This is a genomic window from Chitinimonas naiadis, assembly GCF_054780835.1.
On record NZ_BAAGVO010000005.1, the window covers coordinates 659,445 to 681,867 of the forward strand.

Below are 22,423 nucleotides of genomic sequence, written 5' to 3' on the forward strand. Positions count from 1 at the left end.
GCATCAAATCGTTATGCGATAGGGCTGGGCATGTGCGATGGGGGCGGACCAGCGTTCGGCTTCCGGCAACTGGCCGGACTCGGCCAGGGCCAGCCGTATCAGGCCGGCGTGAGTCACCAGGATGGCACCCTCGGCGGCTTCCTGCCGTAGGTGCCGGCAAGCCGATTGCCAGCGGGCCAGCAGATCGGAGGCCGACTCCCCGCCGCCCGCCCGATAGTGCCAAAGATCGGCAGCCCAGGCATCCAGCTCGGTCCTGGGAATATCCGCCCAGGGCAATCCCTCCCAGCGGCCAAAATCCAGTTCCTGCAACTCCGCCAGCACGCGTGCCCGCGGGGCGAGTTGCCGGGCCAACGCCAAGCAGCGACGGGCCGGGCTGCAGTAGAGCGGCCAATTGGGTAGCTCGCCGCGCAGCATGCGGGCAGCCTGGCGCAGCGGCGCCCGCTCTGCGGCCAGATCCAGCCGGCCATAGCAGCGCCCGGCGCTGGCATGACAGGGGGTATGGCGAAGCAGGATCAAGGGCGTCATGTGCTGGTGCCCGGCAGGAACCAGGGATGACCATCCACCGCCATGCTGCGGACCGGATGGCGGTAGAGGGCGCTCAGGTTGTCGCTGTTCAGGGTATCGGCCACCGGGCCGGCCAGCCAGCGGCCATCGCCGAACAGCAGCAGGACATGGCTGGCGAAATCGTGCGCATGGTTGGGGTCGTGGCTGACCAGCAGCAGGCTGCGACCCTGGGTGGTTTCTTCCGCCAGTACGGCCAGTGCCTGTTGCTGGTGGCGCAGGTCCAGCTGCGACAGTGGTTCGTCGAGCAGCAGCAACGGCGCTTGCTGGGCCAAGGTAGCCGCGAGTCCGGCGCGGCGTCGCTCGCCGCCTGACAGCGTGGCGAGATCGCGGTGGGCCAAGGTGGCGAGATCCAGCCTTGCCAACTGGGCCTGGGCCAGTTGCTGGTCTTCGGCGCTTTCCCAGTCCCAGCGGCCGAGATGGGGGTGGCGCCCCGTCAGCGCTTTTTCCAGCACCGTCAGCGGGAAGGCGATGTCGTCCTGCTGCATCAGCCAGGCCATCTGCTGTGCCCGCTGTCGGCGTGACCAAGCGGATAGCGGCCGGCCGGCGAGCGCGATCTCGCCGCTGACGACGGGCTGCCAGCCGGTCAGGGCCGCGAGCAGGCTGCTCTTGCCGCAACCGTTCTCACCCAGGACCAGCCAGCGCTCGCCAGGCTGGATATCGAGCGTGAGCGACTCGCACAAGATGCGTTCGCCCTGTTGCAGGGTCAGTCCGGTGACCTTCAGCAAGCTCATCGGCGGCCTCCGCGCTGCTGCAGCAGCCACAGGAACACCGGCACGCCCGCGATGGACGTGACCACGCCGACGGGCAACTGCTGCGGCGCCAGCGCGATACGCGAGGCGATGTCCGCTGCCAGCAGTACGCAGCCCCCGCCCAGCGCGCTGGCCGGCAGCAGCAGGCGAATATCCTGGCCCAGCAGCAAGCGCAGGGCATGCGGCACGATCAGGCCGATAAAGCCGATCATCCCCGCGGTCGTGACGGCGACGGCGGTGGCCGCCGCCGAGCAGAAATACAGCAGCCACTGCAGGCGCTGAGTATGCGCACCCAGGGCATGCGCGGCTTCGCGGCCGTGGCTCATGACGTTCAGCTCCCGCGCCCAAGGCCACAGCAGGAGCAGCAGGGCGGCCAGCGTGATCATCGCGGTGGGCCAGTAGGCGCCGGCCAGGTCGCCGAGCATCCAGAAGACCATGCCGCGCAGCAGGCCCTCCGGTGCCAGGCTTAGCAACAGCGAGCTGAGTGCCGAGGCAAAGGACGCCAGTGCGATGCCGGTCAGCAGCAGCCGCGCCTGCTGGCTGGAATGGTCCTGGCGAGCCAGGATGAACACCAGCAGGGTGGTGGCCAGGGCGCCGCCACCGGCGGAGACCGCGATGCTGAAAGTACCAGCCCCGAGCAGCAGGGCTGTCAGCGCGCCGACACTGGCCCCGCCGGAGGTGCCCAGCACATAGGGCTCGGCCAGCGGATTGCGCAGCAGGATCTGTTGCAGCAGGCCGGCCATGGCAAGCAGGCCACCGACCCCCAGGGCCGCCAGGCTGCGCGGCAATCGCAGTGACAGCACCACGTCCCTGACCAGCAGGTTGTCGGCACTGTCGTCCCAGAGCTGCCAAGGGCGATAGGCGGTGCTGCCCAGGCACAGGCTGGCGGTCAGCAGCAGGCCGGTCAGCAGCAGCAAGGCCAGCAGCGTCAATAGCAGCCGTCGATAGCTCAGTGGCGTTCGCAGGCTCACTGGCGGGCCTTCTCAACCACCTGGCACAGCGCCTCGGCACCGTCCACCAGGCGTGGCCCCATGCGGCTCAGCAGGTCGGGCGGCAGGATGTAGAGCTGCTGCCTGGCGTTGGCCGCCAGCCTGGGAAAGCGCCGCCAGCGGTCCAGCCAGCTGACCTTGTTGGTCGCTTCGCCGCTGGTGGCGATCAACGACGGATTGGCGACCAGCACGGCCTCCTCGTCCACCGTCGGTGCCACGCTGGGCAGGTCGGCAAACACGTTCTCGGCGCCGCAGACACGCATGACGTCGGAGATGATCTGGTCGCGGTTGATGGTCATCAGTGGCCGGTCCCATACCTGGTAGAACACGCGCACCGTCTTCCTGCCGGCGTAGCGTGCCTCCAGGTTGGCGAGGTGGCTGCGGAATGCCGTAGCGGCTGCCTTGGCGCCGGCATCCTGGCCGGTCAACACGCCAAGCCGCTCCATCACGGTCGGCACCTGGGGCAGCTTCTGTGCCTTGTCGTAGAACACTGGTATACCCAGGGTCTCGATCTGCTCCAGCTGTCGGGCGGGGTTGCCGCTGGGCCAGGCGATGATCAGGTCGGGCTTGAGCGCACGGATCTTTTCCAGGTCGAAGCTGTTGTAGCCCCCCACCCGCGGCAGCGCCTTCGCCGCGGCCGGGTAGTCGCTGAAATTGGTCGCGCCGACGATCTGCTTGCCGGCGCCGATCGCATACAGGTGCTCGGTCAGGTGCGGTGCCAGGCTGATGATGCGCTGGGCCGGCTGGGCCAGGGTGACGGTCCTGCCCTGGTCGTCCTGGACTGTCACCGCGGCTTTGGCGCTGCACAGCAGGCCGGCCAGCAATAGCAGACCCCAGCGGCGGCGGTGCTGGGTGCTTACCATTCCAGACCTCGCTGCGCCTTGATGCCGGCCTTGAAGGCGTGCTTTTCGTTATCGATGACCGACACGGTATCGGCGATCTCGCGCAGCTCATCCACCGCCGCCCGGCCGGTCACGACCACGTGCTGCATCTCGGGGCGCGAGTCGAGATCGGCGATCACGCGTGCTTTGTCCAGGTAGCCGTAGCTCAGGCAATAGGTCAGCTCGTCGAGTACCACCAGGTCGTAGCTCGGGTCGGCAAGCATGCGGGCAGCCATGGCCCAGGCGGTCTCGGAGCGTGCGGTATCGGCCTCGCGGTTCTGGGTATCCCAGGTAAAGCCGTCGCCCATGACATGCCATTCACAATGCTGGCCGAGGAAGGCCTCCTCGCCCGTGTCGGTCCGGTTCTTGATGAACTGCACCACGCCGACCTTCATGCCATGACCGATGGCGCGCGCCACCATGCCGAAGGCCGATGAGGATTTGCCCTTGCCATTGCCGGTCAGCACCAGCAGCACGCCGGTATCGAGGTTGGCTTCGGCGATCTTGGCGTCGATCAGGGCTTTTTTGCGCGCCATACGGGCGGCGTGGCGGGCATTGCGTTCGAGGTCTGCACTCATAAGGACTCCATCAGGGTGGGGTGAGCCTTGCGCATGGCCGCACTGGCGGCCAGCAGGCGTTGTTTGAATAGCGGGTGCCGTTGCCGGTCCGGCAGGCCGAGGCGCAGCCCGGCCAGTCCGTCGAAGCGGCGGCTCCAGATACGCTGCCGTGCCAGCGCCGCCTGCCATTCGCTCGCGAGTCCGGTCGGGCACCAGTGCAGCAGCGGGATATGCGCGTCGCTGGGCAGGCCGGCTTCGGCCAGGATCTGGAGCAGCCAGTGGCTGTCGGCTTGCAGACGCGCTTGCTGTTGTTGCTGCCAGGCCGAGTCGGCCAGTGCCAGCGCGCCAGCCCATTGAGCGGGTGCGCTCACGGCCCAGGGACCGAGCCGCAGTTGCAAGGCCCGCAGCACGGCGGTCTCGGCAGCGGCAAAGCCCAGCCGTATGCCGGCCAGGCCAAAGAATTTGCCGACCGAGCGCAAGATGATCAGGCCGGGCAGGCCGATGTGGGGCAGCAGGCTCTGCGCCGGCGCGATATCGGCAAAGGCCTCGTCCACGATCAGCCAGCCGCCGCGGGTTGCCAGTTGTTCGCGCCAGGCGAGCAGTTGTTGCGCTGGCAACTGGCGGGCCGACGGATTGTTGGGGTTGACCACTACCAGCACGTCGAGCATGGGCAGTTGCGCATCGACGGCCTCAGGCGCCAGCTGCAATACGGCGTGACCATGCTGCTGCCACTGCCAGGCATGTTCGGCATAGGCCGGCGCGATCACCGCAACCCGGCCGCCAGGGCGGCGCAACTGGGGCAGCAGCGAGATGGCAGCCTGGCTGCCGGGCAGCGCCAGCAGCTGGTCGGTGCCGTAGTAGCCGGCAGCGGCGCTCAGCAGGGTGGCGTCCTGCTCCGGCAGGCGCTGCCAGATGGCGGTTGGCACGGCCGGTAGCGGGTAGGCATAGGGCGCGATGCCGCTCGAGCAGTCCAGCCAGTCTTCGGCCGTGCCGCCGTATGCTGCAATGGCACGCTGCAGGTCGCCGCCGTGCTGTGGGCTCAGGCCAGCCATCGACAGAGCCCCAGGACAATCAAGATGGTGACCCACAACAGTACCGTGCGCTGCACCAACTGCAGGCCCCGCTGCAGGTCGGTGGCTCTCGGCGCCGGGCCCTGACCCAGGCTGGGCCGCTCCTCCCAGGCACCGTGATAGCAGGCGCCGCCACCGAGCTGTACCGACAGGGCACCCGCCCCGGCGGCCATCACCGGGCCGGCATTGGGGCTGTCCCACTGTGGTGCCTGGCGCTGCCAGCACTGCCACGCCAGCCGGGTCCGGCCCAGGAGGGCGTAGCTCAGGGCGGTCAGGCGGGCGGGCAGCCAGTTGATTACATCGTCGGCGCGGGCGGCACAGCGGCCGAAGTAGAGAAACTGTGGGGTCCGATAGCCCCACATCGCATCCAGCGTATTGGCCAGGCGGTGCAACAGCACGCCATAGCCGCCGAGCAGGGCGAACCAGAACAGGCTGGCGAAGATGGCGTCGGCGCCATTTTCCAGCGTGGATTCCAGCGCGGCCTTGCTGATGCCTTCACGATCGAGCGTGCCGCAGTCGCGGCTGACGATGCGCGACAACTGGCTACGGGCCAGGGGCAGGTCGCCGGCGCGTAGCGGACGCAGGATGGCGACCACATGTTCTTGCAGGCTGCGGGCACCGAGCGCGAACCAGAGTGCCAGTCCATCGGCCAGCCAGGCCCAGGCTGCGGGCAGTGCGCTATGCAGCAGGGCAAAGCCGGCCAGGCTGGCGCCCAGCAGCAAGACCCACGCGACGGCACCGGCCACCAGCCGTGAACCGCCCCGGTTCAGGCGCTGCTCAAGGTGGTTGGCCAGGCGACCGAAGCCGACCAGCGGATGCCAGCGGCGTGGTTCACCCAGCAGTGCTTCCAGCAACAGGCCGGTCAGTAGGGCCGCAAGCCAGTGGGCGGGTGCCAGTTCAAGCATCGCGGTCGCTGACACCGGCCTGTTCGAAGGTTGCCATCTGGCCATGTAGCGCACAGGCCAGCTGCAGCAGGGGGAAGGCCGTCGCCGCACCGCTGCCTTCGCCCAGGCGCATGCCCAGTTGCAGTAGGGGTTTGCCGCCAAGCGCCTGCAATACTCGTGCATGGGCTGGCTCGGCGGACTGATGTGCGAACAGCAGCCAGTTCAGCGTGCCGGGATTGAGCCGGCAGGCCGCCATGGCGGCGACACTGCTGATCAGGCCGTCGACCAGCACCGGTAGACCTGCCTGGGCGCAGGCGATGTAGGCACCGGCCAGGGCGGCGATTTCGCAACCGCCCAGCGTGGCGAGCACCTCCAGCGGGGTATCGAGCTGGCCAGCATGTAGCGTCAGTGCGCCCTGTAGCAGCGCAGCCTTGCGCAATACGGCAGCTGGATCGAGCCCGGTGCCAGGGCCGACCAGTTCACCGACATCCACGCCCAGCCACGCAGCGGCGAGTGCGCTGGCGCTGCTGGTATTGCCTATGCCCATCTCGCCGCCGATAAAGCAATCGCTGCCTGCGGCCAATGCGCGCTGCGCTGCCGCCTGGCCTGCCAGCAGTGCGGCGGCCAGCGTGACAGGCTGCATGGCTGGGCCATGCAGGAAATTATCGGTTCCGGACACGGTCTTGGCCTGAACCACGCTGGCAAGATGGCTGGTATCGCTGGCGACCCCCACATCTACCACCTCGAAGCGGGCATCGATCTGCCGGGCCAGCACGCAGATCGCGGCGCCACCGTGGCTGAAATTGGCCACCATCTGGGCGGTGACTTCACTGGGGTAGGCCGAGACGCCGGCCTGCGCTACGCCGTGGTCGGCGGCGAAGACGGTGATCCAGGGGCGCAGCAGGCTTGGGCAAGTCTGGCCCTGCATGGCGGCCAGCCGGATGGCCAGCTGTTCCAGCTCGCCCAGCGCGCCGGCCGGCTTGGTCAGGGTGGCCTGGTGGCTGGTGGCGGCTGTCGCAGCGGCGTGATCGAGTGGGCGGGTGGCGGCCTGCCACCAGAGTGTCGTCATGGCGAATCCTTGAAGGGTGCGGGTCGCTTGACCGGCATGGGCAGGCCGGCCACGACCAGGGTGACCAGGGGAACCTCGGCTGCGAGATCCTGATGCAACCGACCGGCCTCGTCGCGAAACAGGCGCGCCAGGGCATTGTCCGGCACGATGCCGTAACCAACTTCATTGCTGACCAGCAGCAGCGGGGCGCCATGGGCGGCGACCGCCCGCAGCAAGGCCTCGCGCTCCACGGCCCATTCAGCGGGTGTATCGCGGCATAGCCAGTTCGAGAGCCACAGTGTCAGGCAATCGACCACCACGTATTGGCCCTGCCGGGCCTTGAGCGCCGCCGCCAAGTGCAGCGGCGCCTCGACGCTGTGCCAGTGAGCAGGCCGCTCGGCGCGATGCCGGGTAATGCGCGTCAGCATCTCGGCGTCGTGGGCCTCGGCCGTGGCGAGCCAGCACACTGGCCCTTGATGGGCCAGTGCCTGGTTCAGCGCGTAGCGGCTCTTGCCGCTGCGCGCCCCACCGAGTATCAGCTCGGTGGTCACTTGGGCTGCCAGCGCACGCTCAGCAGTGCGGTACGGCCCACGGTGCCGTAGTCGGTCACCAGGGTGTAGTCGCGGTCAAACAGGTTGTTGATGCGGGCATTGAGCTGCCATTCCGGGGCGACCTGCCAGGTCGCGGACAGGTTGGTCAGCGCGTAGCCACCCAGACGCTGGGTGTTGGCGGCATTGTTGTAGCGCTTGCCCTGGGTCTGCACTTCGATACGCGACTCTACGTCGCCCCACTGCACGCCGGTGTAGACCGTGGCGGATTGGCGGGCACGACGTGCCAGCTGTTTGCCGTCGGTGCTGCCGCCGGAAGTATCGCGCGCGTTCAGCCAGTCGATATGGCCGCCGACGAGCCACGCATCCTGCTGCCATTCAGCTTGCCAGGTGGCGCCTTCCAGCGTGGCACGACCGATGTTGCCGGTACTGAAAGTGGCGGCGTCGTACTGCAGCAGGTCACGCACTTCGTTGCGGTACAGCGTCAGGCTGCTGCTCAGCGCGCCATCCTTGAAGCGGGCAAAGGCTTCGGCACTGGTGGATTCCTCGGGTTTGAGGGTAGGGTTGCCGAAGCCCGGGTAGTAGAGCTCGTTGAAGGTCGGTGCGCGGAAACCGGTGCCGACACTGCCGCCTACCTGCCAGCTTGGTGCCAACTGCCAGCTCAGGCCCACGGTGCCACTGGTGTGGTCGCCAAACTGCGAGTTGTCATCCCAGCGCAGGTTGGTCTGCACGGTGGCGCTGCCGACGCGGGCCAGGTAGCCGCCGAACAGGCTGTTGACGCGGCGTTGGCTGACGTCGTAGACGGTATCGCCGCTGACCTTCTGCTGCAGCGTTTCCAGGCCCAGGGTTGCGGTGCCCAGACCCAGCTTCACATCGTTTTGCCAGCTGAACTGGGTCTGGCGGGTGTTGATCTCGCTCTTGAGGTCGCTCAGGTCGGTGGTCGATACCGGGCCGAAGTTGGCGCTGTTGTCCTCACTCACACCAAGCTGCAGGCGGGCGGTCCAGGCATCGCTCAACTGATGGCGGCTCCACACGGTGGCGCTGGCCTGCACGCCCTGGTCGCGATAGTCGTAGTTCTTGCTGGGGTAGCTGCTGTCGTACTGGTTGTGTTCATCAGCCAGCAGGATGCTGCCGCCCAGTTCGTTGCGGCTGTCGAGCTTGTGGCTCAGGGAGGCGCTCAGGCTGGTGTTGCGGTAGCCGTCGCGGTCCGGGTTGTAGCTGGCGTTCTTGGGGTTGGCGATGGCGCTGACGCCATCGGTCTTGCTGTGGGCCACGCCGATGGCGTAGCGGGTGGCATCGGTGCCGCCGCTGAGGTTGGCGCTCAGGTCATAGGTACCCTGGTTGCCGGCACCGATCTCGACCGAGGCCTGCCCTGCCTTGCCGCCCTTGCGGGTAAATACCTGGATGACGCCACCGATGGCATCGGCACCGTAGAGGCTGGCGGCCGGGCCGCGCAGGATTTCGATGCGCTCGATCTGGTTCAGCGGCAGATGCTGGATCGCGGCGCTGCCCAGGGTGGCCGAACCGTAGCGGACGCCGTCGATCAGGACGAGGGTGTGCTGGGCGTTGGTGCCGCGCAGGAACACGCTGGTCGATTTGCCGGGGCCACCGTTGCTGATGATCTGGACGCCAGGCTGGCTGGGCAGTACGTCGGCCAGGGTCTCGCCTCGATAACGATCCAGGTCCTCGCGGGTCAGGACCGTGACATCGCCGATCACTTCGCGCTGCAGCTGCGGCAGCCGGGCGGCGGTGACCACCACGGCGTCGGTGTTTTGCGGTGCTTCTGCGGCGAAGCCGTGCAGGCTGGCGGCGAGGGCCGTCAAGGCGAAGGGAATGAGGCGTTGTTTACGGCTGGACATGCGGTTCTCCTGAAACCAGTCTCGTCGGCTGACGAGGGAATGGCGGCAGGAAGACCCAGGCAGGAATAAACGCGGGCTGCGGTTGCAGCGTGGCTCACACCCGCTGCGTGCACCCTGCCGCGCGTCTATGTTTTCTGCCTGCCTGGGCGGCGGTAGCCGGCGTGTGCGCGGCATGACAGAACCCTAAGGCCGGTATCCGGGCTTGCAAGACTTGATCGGCCGCCTTCCCACGAGCGTGCTCGCAGTGGCTTTCATGACCGACCCACACTTGCTTACCGTTGCAGGGACAGCACAGGAATCGCACCTGTTTCCCGTTTAACCGGCTCAATGAGCCAGCACCTTGGAGAGGCTGGATTTTACCCTGTGTCTGCCAGCGTCGGCGCACTCATTGTGGAATATCCTTATAGAGCCTGGGTGGCTGGACGGTGCTTGAGCAAAATGGATGCGCCACGTAAGCTGGCCGATGAAACCGAAACGGGGATAGCCATGCAGATCAAACGAGCCATAGAGGTGTGGGACAAGGGCATGGATGGCGCCTTGATCGGTCATTGGCCGGTGGCGGATACCGTCTCGCCGATCCGGCTGTTGCAGTTGTTCGCAGCCGAACAGCAGCGCCCCGACCCGGACATGCTGCTTTCCTACTTCCTGACTGAGGACAAGCTTGCCGCGCTACAGCCCTACGTGGCCGAGCAGCTCGATGCTAGCCGCTACGACTTCATCCTGACCGCCTTTGGCGTGCCGAGCGAGCGCGCCCAGGCCGCCGATGCCAATGATGAAGAGCCCTATGATTAGCTGATCCGGCTTGTCAGCAATAAGCAAAGGGCGCCAAAGGCGCCCTTTTGTTTTCCACCTGCCATGCTCGGTCGTGTCTTAACTGACGCTGGTGGCCTGATCGGTGTGCTCCGTGGCCTTCTCGGCCCACTCGGGTGGTTTCCACAGATGGCGTGGGTCCTTGTCGCGCCAGACGGCGCGGAACATGGCGATCCATTCGTGGAAGGTCAGCTTGATCGGGTTGTGGCCCTTGACCTGCACGACGATACCGTAGCGTGGGGTTTCTTCTTCCTCCACGTAGCTGCCGAACAGCTTGTCCCAGATGATCAGTACGCCGGCGTAGTTGCGATCAATGTATTGCGGGTTCTTGGCGTGATGGACGCGATGGTGGGACGGTGTATTGAAGATATGTTCGATCCAGCCGAGCTTGCCGATGGCCTCGGTATGCACAAAGAACTGGAAGGCGAGGTTGAGGCCGACGACCAGGATGACCAGATCGGGGGCAAAGCCCAGCCAGGCCATGGGCAGCCAGAACAGCCACATGCCGGAGATCGGATAGGTCAGGCTTTGCCGGAAGGCGGTAGAGAGGTTCAGCCGCTCACTCGAATGATGGGTGACATGACTAGCCCACAGCCAGCGTACCCGGTGGCTGGCACGGTGGAAGAAATAGTAGAGAAAGTCCTGGATCAGGAAAGCGCCCAGCACGCTCCAGACCGTGTTGGGAAAGGCGTGCAGGCCGTGTTGCCAGGCCCAGGTATAGGCGGTCTTGATGAACAGCAGGGTGGCTACCAGGTCGGCGCCCTGATGCATCAGGGCCAGGCCGGCGTTGGATAGCGAGTCGGTCAGCGAATACTTGGCCACGCCACGCTTGTGCCAGTACCAGGCTTCCCAGGCTATGCAGATCAGAAAAACAGGTGCCAGTGCCAGTAGCACTAGTCCGGGATCGAAACCAAGTTCCATGATTCTTCAAGCAAGCGATAGATAACGCATGCTGCCTGCTTGGACTCGCAAAGTCATGCCGCACTGCAACTAAAACGATGGGTAATCTGACCGACGTCACCAGAGTGTGGCGTTTCAGGTAACCCAGTGTGCAAACCAGGGTGCCAGCAGCACCATCAGGATGCCGGCGAACATCATCACCAGGCTGGCGACAGCCCCTTCTTCCGAACCGATCTCGCGCGCCTTGACCGTCCCCGCGGCATGCGCGGCGGCGCCGAACAGGGCACCCCGGGCCAGTTTGGAGCGCAGTCCCAGCAGGACCAGCATGCCCTCGCCCAGCACCATGCCGAACACGCCGGTGATGATGACGAACAGGCCGGTCAGTTGCCGTGAGCCACCAAAGGCATCGGTCGCGAGCAGGGCGAAGGGGGTGGAGACCGAGCGTGGCAGCAGGCTGCGGGCGACTTCATCGGGCAGGTGGAACAGGCGGGCCAGCAGCCAGGACGAGGCCAGGCCCAGCAGGACGCCGACCAGCACGCCGGCGGCGAGCGACAGCGGGTAGCGGCGCAATAGTTCACGCTGATGATAGATGGGCAGGGCAAAGGCGACGGTCGCAGGCCCCAGCAACCAGACCAGCCAGCGGGTATCGGCGAAATAGATCGAGTAGGGGATGCCGCTCAATACCACCAGCAGGATCAGTAGCGCCGGCACGGTCACTAACGGCAGCAGCCAGGGCTTTTGCCAGCGGGCGTAGGCGTATTTGCCGAGATAGTAGCAGGCGACGGTCACGGCAAAGCAGAGGGCGGCGAGCACGGTAGGGCTCATGATCCATCCCCCCGGCCCGCTGCCTGGGCATGCCGGCGCCGTTCGTAATGGAATACCCAGTCCACCACCAGGCCGGTGCCTATCATGACGACCAGCATGCCTAGCAGCAGGACTGCCAGCAAACGCCAACCCTGGCTGGCGATCAGGGGTCCGAAGTTCACCACGGCCACGACGGGCGGTATGAAGAACAGCAGCATTTCGGCCAGCAGCCAGTCGGCGCCGCGCTGTACATAGCGGCTGGGCAGCAGCCGGCTGAACAGCAGCGCCGCGACCAGCGCCAGGCCGATCACGCTGCCGGGTATCGGCCAGCCGGCGTAACGGGCCAGCGCATCCGACGCCAGCCAGACCACGACAAAGAAAAAGATCTGTCCCAACAACAGACCGGCGTGCGCGAGCCTTTGCATACCACTGCATCCTGCATCTATCCATCCAGACAGGGCAGAGCTTACGGCAGCGGCGTCCACGCCGGTATGACTTGTAGGAATTTGCCGGCGCGGTTTTGGGCATAGCGGCCGGTATGGGGGCTGGATGGGCTGTCGGGCTGGCCCCCGGACCAAACGACGACTATCTTGGGTAGGCGATGGAAGAGAACAACTATGATCTGCTGGTGGTGGGTGGCGGCATCAACGGTGCCGGTATCGCCAACCATGCTGCCCAGGGCGGGCTGAAGGTATTGCTGGTCGAGCAGGGTGACCTGGCCGGTGCGACCTCGTCCGCCTCCAGCAAATTGATCCATGGCGGCCTGCGCTACCTGGAGCACCGTGAGTTCCGGTTGGTACGGGAGGCCCTGAGCGAGCGTGAAGTCTTGCTGCACATGGCGCCCCACCTGGTCTGGCCTTTGGCCTTCGTATTGCCGCACCATGCCGGTTTGCGGCCGGGCTGGATGATCAGGCTGGGCCTGTTCCTGTATGACCATCTGGGTGGTCGCCAGAAGCTGGCGGGGTCCAAGGGGATCAATCTGCGACGCCATGCCTGGGGCGAAGCGCTCAAGCCCGAGTTCCGGCGAGGTTTTGTCTATTCCGACTGCTGGGCGGACGACGCACGGCTGGTGGTCGCCAATGCCATGCAGTGCCGTGAGCTGGGTGGCGTGGTACGCACCCGCACCCGCCTGCTCAAGGCACAGCGTGAAGGGCGGCAGTGGCGGGCCGAACTGCAGGCAGACAGCGGCAAGCTCGAGACCGTACGGGCGCGTGCCCTGGTCAATGCGGCGGGGCCCTGGGTGGAACGGGTATTGAAGGATGGCCTGGCGCTTGGTGCCCGGGATTCGGTCAAGCTGGTCAAGGGGAGTCATATCGTGGTGCCGGCGCTGCATGACGGCGCGCAGGCCTATCTCCTGCAGCACCGCGATGGCCGGATTGCCTTTGTCCTGCCGTACGAAGGGCGTTTCAGCCTGATCGGCACCACCGATATCGTGCACGAGGGCGACCCCGGCGAAGTCCATTGCTCCGATGAGGAGGTCGCCTACCTGTGCGATCTGGTCGGCGAATACTTCCAGCAGCCGCCGCGGCCGGGTGATGTGGTCTGGCGTTATGCCGGGGTGCGCCCGCTCTACAACGACCAGCGCAGCAACCCTTCGACGATCACCCGTGATTACACGCTGCGGCTTGATCGGGAGGGGGCGCCGGTCCTGTCGGTGTTCGGTGGCAAGCTCACGACCTACCGGCAGCTGGCGCGTCATGCCTTGCAGCAATTGCAGCCCTATTTTGAGCGCATGCAGGTGCCTGCAACACCGCCCCCCTTGCCTGGCGGCGTGATTCCCGACGCCGACTTCGACGCCTACTACCGGCAGAGTTGCCAGCACTATGCCGGCCTGTCGCCCACTCTGCTGCATCGCCTGGCCCGCCTGTACGGGGATCGCCTGGGGCGCCTGCTGACGGGTGTGACCAGCGAAGCAGATCTTGGCGCGCACTTCGGTGCCGGACTCTACGAGCGTGAGGTGCGCTACCTGATGCGCGAAGAGTGGGCGAGGACGGCCGAAGACATCCTGTGGCGGCGTACCAAGCTCGGTTTGCACATGACACTGCAGGAACGGAAGAGCCTGCAGGACTGGCTCACGCGTAATCCGTGACGTAGCGGCAACAGAAATGAAAATACCCCGCCGGAGCGGGGTATTTGAAGGGCCAGTCGTGGCTTAGAGGGACGGGCTCTCTTCGCCGGTGAGACGCCGGATATGTTCCAGCAGCTCGTCTTCCTGGTAAGGCTTGCCCAGGAAGGCATTGACGCCCAGTTCGAACGCGAAGTTCTTGTGTTTGTCGGCCGTACGCGACGTGATCATGATGATGGGGATGTCACGCAGATCGGCGTTGGCGCGCATATTCCGCGTCAATTCGAAGCCGTCCATACGCGGCATTTCCACGTCCAGCAGCATCACCGCCGGGCGGACATCCTGCAGCTTCTGCAGGGCATCCACACCATCCTTGGCGGTTTCGACCTGATAGCCTTCGCGGGCCAGCAGACGACCGGTGATCTTGCGCACGGTCAGCGAATCGTCGACCACCATCACCAGCGGCGTGATCTGCAGCAGTTCTTCCGGCGCCGGCGCGCTGGCTGCCATCGCGGCATCGAAGTCGGCAACCGGTGCATCGGCACGACGCTGCAGCAGGGCCAGCGGGTTCAGGATCAGCACGATCTCACCGTTACCCAGCACGGTGGCACCGGCGATACCGGCCACACGCACCAGCTGCGGGCCGATGTTCTTCACCACGACTTCCTGGTTCTTCACCAGTTCGTCGACGTGGATCGCAATACGGCTGATACCGGAACGCAGCAACATGATGGTGTTGTAGCGCTTTTGCTCGGGCTGGCTGTCGTAGTCACCCAACAGGCGTGGCAGGTAGTGGAAGGGATAGGTATTGCCCTGCCACTCGGCCTGGTGCCGTTGGTACAACTGGTTCAGCGGATCGATCTTCAGTTCCTGCACCTGCTCGACCATCACCGAAGGGATGGCGAACAGCTTGCCGGCGACCTTGACCAGCACGGCCTGGGTCACGGCCAGCGTCAGCGGCAGGTGGATCGTGAAGATCGTGCCCTTGCCGGCTTCCGAATTGACCTCGACGCGACCGCCCAGATCCTCGATCTCACTCTTGACCACGTCCATGCCGATACCGCGACCGGACAGCTGGGTCACGGCACTGGCGGTGGAGAAGCCGGCTTCGAAGATCAGGCCCATGATGTGGAGGTCGGTGTACTCGACACCTGCCTCGATCAGACCCTTTTCCAGGCCCTTCTGGCGAATGCGTTCGATATCGAGACCGGCACCGTCGTCGCGCAGCACCAGTACCAGTTCGTTACCTTCCTGGCGGGCTTCCACGACGATTTCACCGAACTCGTTCTTGCCGGTGGCAAGACGCTGTTCCGGTTTTTCCAGACCATGGTCGATGGCGTTACGCAGCATGTGCTCGAACGGCGACACCATCTTTTCCAGCACGCCCCGGTCAATCTCGGCGCGGCCGCCACGGATTTCCAGGTTGACCTTCTTCGATGTCTCCTTACCGGTCTGGCGTACCAGGCGATAAAGTCGTTCCGACACCGACGAGAACGGCACCATGCGAACCCGCATCAGTTCCTGCTGCAGGTCACGCGTCATCCGTGCCTGCTGGGTCAGCGCAGCACTGGATTCATCGAGGTTCTTCAGCAAGTTGTGCTGCACGGTCGCCACGTCGTTGACGCTCTCGGCCATGAAGCGGGTCAGTTCCTGCAGACGGCTGAAACGGTCGAACTCCAGCGGGTCGAAGTCAGGCATGTCGCTGGCGTGTGCCATCCGCGACTGCATCTGCGATTCCGCCTGGATTTCGATCTCACGCAGCTGACCGCGCAGACGACCGACGTTATCGGTCAGGTCCAGCAGCGAGCGCTTGAGCGCCAGCATTTCCGACTCGATCCGCGTACGCGAAATCGACACCTCACCCGCCTGGTTGACCAGACGGTCGACAAGGTCGGAGCGAACCCGGATGCTGGACTTGCCGGCATCGGGGTCGGACAGGCCCAGTTGTTGAGCCGGTGCGGCGCGGCCCACGGCAGCGGCTGCCGCGGCGACACCGGCATCGGCTGCAGCCTGGGCTGCATCTGCGGCATCATCCTCGCTGACCGGTTCGCCGTTGATCAGGCGATCCTGCAGTTCGGTGATGGCGTCGAGGTCGAGATCGAGCTCGTCGATCAGCGCTGCCGATACATGCTCGCCTGCGTTCAGCAGACGGGTTTCCATATTGTGCGTCGCTTCACCCATGCGCATGGCACCGGCCATTCGCGCGCTACCCTTGAGGGTATGCAATACCCGCTTGAGCGAGTCATGGGTGTCGCCATTATTGGCATCACTGCGCAGTGCGCGCAGGTCTGCCGACAGTTGCGGCAACAGTTCCTGCATTTCTTCGAGGAAGATAGGCAGCAACTGCTCGTCCAGTTCATCCTGGACATGGATGTCACCCAGACGATCCGGGCTGGCCAGGTGCAGCACGCTGCCTACACCATCCTGCTCGGCCGGGCTCGGCGTGGCGACGGCTTCCACTTGTTCCGGTTCAGGCAACGGCTCGGCTTCGACCGGCAGGGCTTCCGCCTCGCTGGTGTCCAGCACGATGGCTTCGTCGACTTCGGCCAGCGGAATGGCATCCAGCAACGCTTCGTCTTGCGGCACCGGCAGTTCGATATCGGCAGACTCGTCGAGCAGCAAGGGCTCCAGCGAAGCGATGTCGGTATCGGCTGCGAGTGGTTCGAGTTCGACCACCGGCTCGGCCACGACGTCCGTCGTGTCTGCAGCCGGGGCTTCCTCGACACTGATGGCGACCAATTCTTCCGACAGATCCAGATCCACCAGACCGTCGTGCTCGCCATCCGCGTCGTGCGGCAATGCCGCTTCGGTGATAATTTCCAGCGGTGCTTCTGCTGCGACCGGTGCGACATCTTCGATCAACTCGACCGGGCTGGCCGACAGGGCGTCGAGGTCCAGGTCCAGCGCATCCAGTTCGATCGCGGGCTCGATGTCGGCAAGCGGCGTTGCGGCTTCGGCCGTTACAGCCTCGGCAGCCGTTTCGGCAGGCAGGCCGAGTTCGAGCACTTCATCGTCGCCGGCATGCAAGGCCAGGTCCGGCAGTTCACCGATATCGAGATCCAGTGCCTGCAGGTCCGGCAGTTCTTCCGGCGTAATCTCGGGCAGGCCGCTGTCCTGCGCAATGGCAGGCTCGGCCAGCATGGGCGCGCTGAGGTCGATGACGGCGTCGTCGGCCGATGTCGATGCCTCGGGCTCGCCCAAATCCAGGTCCAGACCATCGAGCTCGATGACCATGGCCTCTTCCGCACCTTCGGCAGGGGCTTCCTGCGGGAGTGCGTCGAGGTCGATGCTCAACAGTTCGGTCTCGGCCGGCAGGGCCTGGGCAACGCTGTCCTTCAACTGATTGGCCAGTGCCACCAGCAGGGCCACGGTCTGTGGTTCTTCCTGCGGTACTTCGTACAGGCTGATTCGACCCAGCATGACGCCGACCTTGTCGATCCCCAGGGCTACCGTATCGTAGTCGCCGAGTTCGGGCGTGACAGCGGCACGCTGATAGGCCAGCAGGGCCTGCTCGATCGCATAGCCGAGCTCACCCAGGGCGGTAAAGCCGGTGGTGTTGGCAATGCCGCACAAGGTGTGGGCGGCGTGCACGAATTCCGGCCGTACTTCGCCCCGCGTACTGAAGTCGCCATAGGCTTCATTCAGTGTGGCGAAGTGGCGATAGGCTTCGTCTAGGAAGATGCCAAACAGTGCCTTGGAGATGGTGACCGGGCCGATCACCAGCTCCGGCTGCTCTTCGGACTCGGACTCTGTCGGTGCGATATCGAGCGTCAGCCCGGCTTCCGGCGCAGCGGCAGGCGCATCCAGTACGTCCAGATCGAAATCCAGGCTGAAATCACTGTCCGCTTCGAGCGGTGCCAGTTCCACCGGTGCTTCGATGGTGGCTGCTTCGGCTTCCGGCTCGGGCAGGTTGGCCAGCGGTTCGATATCGAGCACCGGTACTTCCAGGCTCAGATCGAGTGGCGTATCGAGCGATGGTGCCTCGATAACCGGTTCGATATCCAGGCTCAGTTCACTGAGCTGGACTTCCGGCTCGGCGATCTCCAGGACCGGCTCGGCCACGGCTTCGACCGGCGCGGCTTCGACAACCGGTGCGCTCAGCGGTGCGGCGACTTCGACGCTGCTGACGGCTTCCGGTTCAACGCCGCTACGCAGTTGCTCTGCCAACGTCAGGATGGCATGGGCATCGACCTGGGCGGTACCGGTTGCCTTGAGTTCCTCAACCCACTGCGAGAACTGCTGCGCGGTGTTGTCGAGCAACTGCAGCAGGACAGGGGTCGCGCGCTTGTCGTCCTGCAGCCACTTGTTCATGACCTGCTCGACCGACCAGGCGACTTCGCCCAACTGGTTCAGGCCCACCATGCGACCACTACCCTTGAGGGTGTGGAAGCCACGGCGGATGACGGTCAGGGCATCCTTGTTGGTTGGCTGGTCGCGGATGACGTCGATATGGCTGTTGACGTTTTCCAGGACTTCGACGGCTTCCTCGAGGTAGACCTCGAGCAACTCTGCGTCGACTGCCGCTTCGCTGACAGCGTTGCTGACCGCGGGCGCCTGAGGCTCCGGCGCAGGGTCGGCAGCCGCCGCGTGATGTTCGGTTTCGGCTTCGGGACCGACGGCAAACTCGGCGGCGATCTGTTCTGCTTCGGTTGGCTCTACCGCTGCTGGTGCTTCTTCGCCGCGAATTTTCTGCAGCCAGGGCGCGATGATCTGCGCACGGTCGGCTTCCTCACGACGCAGGGCGTCGATATAGAACCCGAGGCTGGACAAGGCTTCGGCCAGGAATTCCAGCTGATCGGCCGGTGCCGCGTAGTCCTCGACCTGGTTGTGCTTGATGATTTCCGAGCAGGCGTCCAGCAGTTGCTGTGCGTCATGCTCATCGAGCATCAACAGGGCACCACGGATCTGGCGGATAGGACCGGCCGTACCGGCCAGTTCTGCGCGGGTGCTGCTGTCGCGGAAGAAATCGTCCAGCGTCTGTTCGATCTGTACCAGATTGGCCTGGATCTCCTGCGCCACCTGGGCCATCAGGAGCTTTTCCTGGGCCTTGCGGGAAACTTCATCCAGCAAGGTCACTTCCGGTGCGCTGGCCGTGCCGTCACGCAGTCGAGCCTGCATGGCTTCGGACTGGCTCGGGAAATCGGTCGAGCGTTCCGGGAAGACAATCAGGGCGTTTTCAAGCAGCAGCAGGGCGGTCGCCACTTCCAGCGCCTGGCCTTCTGCCGGGGCGCCGTTCATGGTGCCGATCAGTTGTACCAATGCCGTGGCCAGGGCGTCGAAGCCCTTGATCGACAAGCTCGCACCGCGCTTGGCCAGATCGCTGATCTGTTGGCGCACCTGTGGCAGGCGATCGAGGCTGCCGCCACCGATACGTGCCCAGTTGTCCTTGGCCTGGTTGACCAGGTCGCGCAGCTCACGGGCGGTATGCAGCGATGCCAGCTTCTGGGCATCGTCTTCCAGGGCGCCGGAGGGCAGCAGGTCCATCAGGCCAAAGGCCTGGCGTACCGCAGCGCACTGCACGCTATGGGTGTCGAGATGGGCAACGGCATAGAGGACGTCACGGAACAGACGCTCCGCTACCTTCCCGCCGCTTTCGGACAAACGCCGGAGCTGCTGGTTAAGGCGGGAGAACAGCTGCTTCTGGTCGATATCGAGCTTGGCGCGGTTGTCCACGCTGCCTTCCACCAGGGCGGCAGCCGCCCACCAGAAACCGCGTTGCAGGCTGCTCGACTGGCTACGTGCCACGCCGAACAGGGCCTGCATCATCCATTGCGCGCCTTCGCGCTTCTCACCCTTGATCCACTTGAGCAGGCCGGCTTCGAAACGGCTGCGCGCACCCTTGAGATAATTGGGCAGGGCGCCGGCGTCGAGCTTGCTGGCGGCCAGCGTGGCTGGCAGCTCTGCAGACAGGGAGGGGAAAAACAGATCGGCGCCACTGCTATTGGGCTCACCGCGCAGCTGGCGGATACGCCGGTAGCTGGGCAACAGCTTGAGTGCCAGATCCGGTGCCCCGTTGACCAGGGATTCCAGATATTGGGTCAGGCCTTGCGAAGCATCGACGATTGCGTCCAGAAGCCCAGCTTCTGCACGTTCGATGCTGCCCGCAGCAACTTCCAGTTCTTCGGCGAAACGGGCGGCACCAGAGAGGCCGACCATTTCGACAGCACCACGTACCTGGTGCAAATGTGTTTGGGCGAACTTGAGTTCGGCCGCATCGGCCTGGCTGGCGTACTTGGCCAGGCTCTGGCGGGCTTTCTCCAGGGCTTGGTCGATTTCGCCTTTGACCCAGATCAGCGAACCCAGATCGAATTCGGTGTGCGCGCTCATCAGTATTGTGGTTCCGCGTTATGGCTGGATGGCAGCTCGGCCGCTGCGGAGTCCCCGGCAGCGGCCTTGACCGAATTAGAGCTTGAAGCCTGCAACCGAGCCCTTCAGCTCGGCAGCCAGACCGGTCAGCTGACCAATCTGTACGGCAGTCTGTTTGGTACCGGCGGTGGTCTGCTCGGTGATGCGCAGAATGTCCTGCATCGACACGGCCACCTTGTCGGCCAGTTGCTGCTGCGATTGGGTCGCTTTGGCAATGGTCTCGATCAGCCCGGCCAGTTCGCTCGACACCTGACCGATTTCGGTCAGCGCCTGACCGGCGGCGTCGGACAGCTTGGCACCTTCCACCACACCCTGGGTGGACAGTTCCATAGCGGCCACGGCGTCGTGGGTATCGGCCTGAATGGTCTTCACGATCGCACCGATCTGCTTGGTCGCTTCACCGGAACGTTCAGCCAGTCGCTGCACTTCTTCCGCAACCACCGTGAAGCCGCGACCTGCTTCACCGGCCGATGCGGCCTGAATGGCAGCGTTCAGCGCCAGCACGTTGGTCTGCTCGGTAATGTCGGAAATCAGTTCCACGATTTCACCAATTTCCTGCGAGCTTTCACCCAGACGCTTAATCCGTTTTGCAGTTTCCTGGATCTGTTCACGAATTTCGTTCATGCCCTTGATCTGGTTCTGCACGGCGTCGGCGCCCTTGTTGGCAGCGTCCAGCGATTGGCGCGCCACACGGGCGGATTCGACGGTAGTACCGGACACGTCCGTGATCGAGCGGGCAATGTTCTGCACCACTTCGTTAGTGTCGATAATTTCTTCGGACTGGCGTTGTGCAGCTTGCAGCAGTTCACCCGAAATGGCCTGGGCTTGCTGGGATGCGGCCGTCACCTGGTCGGTGGCGCGGTTAATACCGATAATCAGGCTGCGCAGCTCGTCGATGGTGTAGTTCATCGAGTCTGCGATGGCGCCGGTCAGGTCTTCCGTCACCGATGCGCGGACCGTCAGGTCACCGTCGGCGAGGTCGGACATTTCGTTCAGCAGCCGCAGAATGGCTTCCTGGTTACGTTTGTTTTCCGATTCGATCTCGGAACGACGACGTTGCGATTCAGCGTTGTATACGCGGATCAGACCGAACAGGCCGGCGAAGGCCAGGATGGCAAACACCACTTCCAGCACGACCATCAGGATGCCGCCAGCCTGGCTCTCATAGGCTTCGGTCAGCTTCTTGCCATCCTGCAGCAGCTTTTCGCTTTCCTTGTAGGTGGTCTGGTTGGCGAGGCGGGTGTACACCAGGTTCTGCATGTTGCGCGAGAAGGCGCCCACGACCGTCTCGAAGTCCTTGAACATGTCGCGGATTTCGCTGAGCTTCTGTTTCACTTCCGGGTTGCTGGCGGCAGGCAGGCGCAGTTCTTCGCTACCTTCGATCATCCCGGTCAGGGTGTCGCGGAAGGTGTTGGTGTCCTTACCCAGCAGGAACACCACTTCCGGGTTGATGATTTCACCGGCCAACATGGCGTTGGCGTTCTTGGCCATACGCTGCGACAGCATCACCTGCTGGTTGGCGAGTTCGATCTCATGCGCGGTCGCCTTGGATTCGCCCAGCAAGGACACGAGCTGCTGGGTCAGTTCCAGCAGCTTGGCATCGTTACGGTTAATCGAGCTCACGTTCTTGGTCAGCGCGATCAGCGTATCTTTCTGCTTCAGAATGATCTCGATGGTCGGCTTCTTGGGGTTGGGACGGAAGTTGGCGTCCCAGTTCTGCTTGATGCCGGTCAGGATGTCGGCAGCAGCGCCGCCGGAGGCGGGCAGGCCATCACCACCATTGAGCAGGCGGTCAAGGTCGGTATTGAACTTGTCGTACGCTTCGGACAACAGCGGGAATGCCTCGGCATTACCCTGGATGGCCTGTGCAGAAGCACGAGCGATCCGTTGCGAGAGCATCTGCATTTCCGTCGAGGTCGCACGGTAGATGGCGTCATGGCCGGAGGCCCGCACCATCAGCACCACGGTGACCGCAAAAGCGACGATGGAGATACCCATGGTCCAGACGCAGATCTCGATCTGGCGGCGGATCGGCAGGTGGCCGATCAGCGGCAAGGGTTTGGCGACCCCGCCTTCTGCCTGGGGACGGATGCGGTCCAGGATGGAAACGGTGCGCAGCGGGTCATAGGCTTTTTCTGCCTTGTCCGCGCTCCCCTTCTTGCCCGACAGCACATTCATCAATGTATTGCTCAGGCCGCCACGCGCCTGCGCCGCCGAATCGGCTGTGTTGCTCTTGCTGTTCGATTTCAGTTTATCCAGCAGCGCCATGTTCGCATTTCTCCCTGTTGCCTATTTGCGGGCCGCGTCGGCCTATGAATTTTCGTGCTTT

17 protein-coding genes and 1 riboswitch are annotated in these 22,423 nt (G+C 64.5%); of the genes, 2 read left to right on the forward strand and 15 right to left on the reverse strand.

Annotation, left to right across the window (positions count from 1 at the left end; all coding sequences use genetic code 11):
* Nucleotides 1-3 precede the first annotated feature (3 nt).
* From ACYVHK_RS19005 to ACYVHK_RS19050, 10 genes are read right to left on the reverse strand one after another with little or no spacing between them, the layout of a single operon-like run.
* Entirely contained in the window at nt 4-525 is a 522-nt protein-coding gene (locus tag ACYVHK_RS19005) for a histidine phosphatase family protein (RefSeq protein WP_460535335.1), read from the reverse strand.
* Nucleotides 522-1,295, reverse strand: a complete 774-nt coding sequence (locus ACYVHK_RS19010; protein ID WP_460535338.1) for an ABC transporter ATP-binding protein — start codon at nt 1,293-1,295, stop codon at nt 522-524. Before ACYVHK_RS19010 ends, ACYVHK_RS19005 begins: the two co-directional genes overlap by 4 nt.
* Nucleotides 1,292-2,284: a FecCD family ABC transporter permease gene (locus ACYVHK_RS19015; protein ID WP_460535340.1), complete on the reverse strand. Its 993-nt coding sequence runs from the start codon at nt 2,282-2,284 to the stop codon at nt 1,292-1,294. The genes ACYVHK_RS19010 and ACYVHK_RS19015 overlap by 4 nt, the downstream gene beginning before the upstream one ends.
* Entirely contained in the window at nt 2,281-3,165 is an 885-nt protein-coding gene (locus tag ACYVHK_RS19020; RefSeq protein ID WP_460535342.1) for a cobalamin-binding protein, read from the reverse strand. Before ACYVHK_RS19020 ends, ACYVHK_RS19015 begins: the two co-directional genes overlap by 4 nt.
* Complete coding sequence (cobO, locus tag ACYVHK_RS19025) at nt 3,159-3,761, reverse strand: cob(I)yrinic acid a,c-diamide adenosyltransferase (protein ID WP_460535345.1); 603 nt, start codon at nt 3,759-3,761, stop codon at nt 3,159-3,161. Before cobO ends, ACYVHK_RS19020 begins: the two co-directional genes overlap by 7 nt.
* Complete coding sequence (cobD, locus tag ACYVHK_RS19030) at nt 3,758-4,792, reverse strand: threonine-phosphate decarboxylase (protein WP_460535347.1); 1,035 nt, start codon at nt 4,790-4,792, stop codon at nt 3,758-3,760. Before cobD ends, cobO begins: the two co-directional genes overlap by 4 nt.
* Nucleotides 4,780-5,715 carry a CobD/CbiB family cobalamin biosynthesis protein gene (gene cbiB, locus ACYVHK_RS19035; protein WP_460535349.1) on the reverse strand — a complete coding sequence of 312 codons (936 nt, stop codon included), beginning with the start codon at nt 5,713-5,715 and terminating at the stop codon, nt 4,780-4,782. The genes cobD and cbiB overlap by 13 nt, the downstream gene beginning before the upstream one ends.
* Nucleotides 5,708-6,763 carry a nicotinate-nucleotide--dimethylbenzimidazole phosphoribosyltransferase gene (cobT, locus tag ACYVHK_RS19040; protein WP_460535351.1) on the reverse strand — a complete coding sequence of 352 codons (1,056 nt, stop codon included), beginning with the start codon at nt 6,761-6,763 and terminating at the stop codon, nt 5,708-5,710. Before cobT ends, cbiB begins: the two co-directional genes overlap by 8 nt.
* Nucleotides 6,760-7,293: a bifunctional adenosylcobinamide kinase/adenosylcobinamide-phosphate guanylyltransferase gene (gene cobU / locus ACYVHK_RS19045; RefSeq protein WP_460535353.1), complete on the reverse strand. Its 534-nt coding sequence runs from the start codon at nt 7,291-7,293 to the stop codon at nt 6,760-6,762. The genes cobT and cobU overlap by 4 nt, the downstream gene beginning before the upstream one ends.
* On the reverse strand, nt 7,290-9,149 hold the full coding sequence (locus tag ACYVHK_RS19050) for a TonB-dependent receptor family protein (protein WP_460535355.1): 1,860 nt from the start codon (nt 9,147-9,149) through the stop codon (nt 7,290-7,292). The genes cobU and ACYVHK_RS19050 overlap by 4 nt, the downstream gene beginning before the upstream one ends.
* 170 nt (nt 9,150-9,319) lie before the next feature.
* A riboswitch (cobalamin riboswitch) is annotated at nt 9,320-9,507 on the reverse strand.
* 128 nt (nt 9,508-9,635) lie between these two features.
* Here ACYVHK_RS19050 and ACYVHK_RS19055 point away from each other — a divergent pair.
* Nucleotides 9,636-9,941 carry a hypothetical protein gene (locus ACYVHK_RS19055; RefSeq protein ID WP_460535358.1) on the forward strand — a complete coding sequence of 102 codons (306 nt, stop codon included), beginning with the start codon at nt 9,636-9,638 and terminating at the stop codon, nt 9,939-9,941.
* A 78-nt stretch (nt 9,942-10,019) separates the two neighbouring features.
* Here ACYVHK_RS19055 and ACYVHK_RS19060 read toward each other — a convergent pair whose 3' ends face one another.
* The 3 genes from ACYVHK_RS19060 to ACYVHK_RS19070 form a co-directional block, all read right to left on the reverse strand.
* Nucleotides 10,020-10,880: a sterol desaturase family protein gene (locus tag ACYVHK_RS19060; protein ID WP_460535360.1), complete on the reverse strand. Its 861-nt coding sequence runs from the start codon at nt 10,878-10,880 to the stop codon at nt 10,020-10,022.
* 114 nt (nt 10,881-10,994) lie between these two features.
* Complete coding sequence (locus tag ACYVHK_RS19065) at nt 10,995-11,684, reverse strand: LrgB family protein (RefSeq protein WP_460535362.1); 690 nt, start codon at nt 11,682-11,684, stop codon at nt 10,995-10,997.
* Nucleotides 11,681-12,088, reverse strand: a complete 408-nt coding sequence (locus ACYVHK_RS19070) for a CidA/LrgA family protein (protein WP_460535364.1) — start codon at nt 12,086-12,088, stop codon at nt 11,681-11,683. Before ACYVHK_RS19070 ends, ACYVHK_RS19065 begins: the two co-directional genes overlap by 4 nt.
* 176 nt (nt 12,089-12,264) lie before the next feature.
* Between ACYVHK_RS19070 and glpD the strand changes: the two genes are divergently transcribed.
* Nucleotides 12,265-13,752: a glycerol-3-phosphate dehydrogenase gene (glpD, locus tag ACYVHK_RS19075; RefSeq protein WP_460535366.1), complete on the forward strand. Its 1,488-nt coding sequence runs from the start codon at nt 12,265-12,267 to the stop codon at nt 13,750-13,752.
* A 63-nt stretch (nt 13,753-13,815) separates the two neighbouring features.
* On the opposite strand, the gene ACYVHK_RS19080 is transcribed toward glpD, so the two are convergent.
* A complete protein-coding gene (locus tag ACYVHK_RS19080) occupies nt 13,816-20,055 on the reverse strand; it encodes an Hpt domain-containing protein (RefSeq protein ID WP_460535368.1) in 6,240 nt (2,079 codons plus the stop codon).
* 75 nt (nt 20,056-20,130) lie between these two features.
* Entirely contained in the window at nt 20,131-22,362 is a 2,232-nt protein-coding gene (locus ACYVHK_RS19085; protein ID WP_460535370.1) for a methyl-accepting chemotaxis protein, read from the reverse strand.
* Nucleotides 22,363-22,423 lie beyond the last annotated feature (61 nt).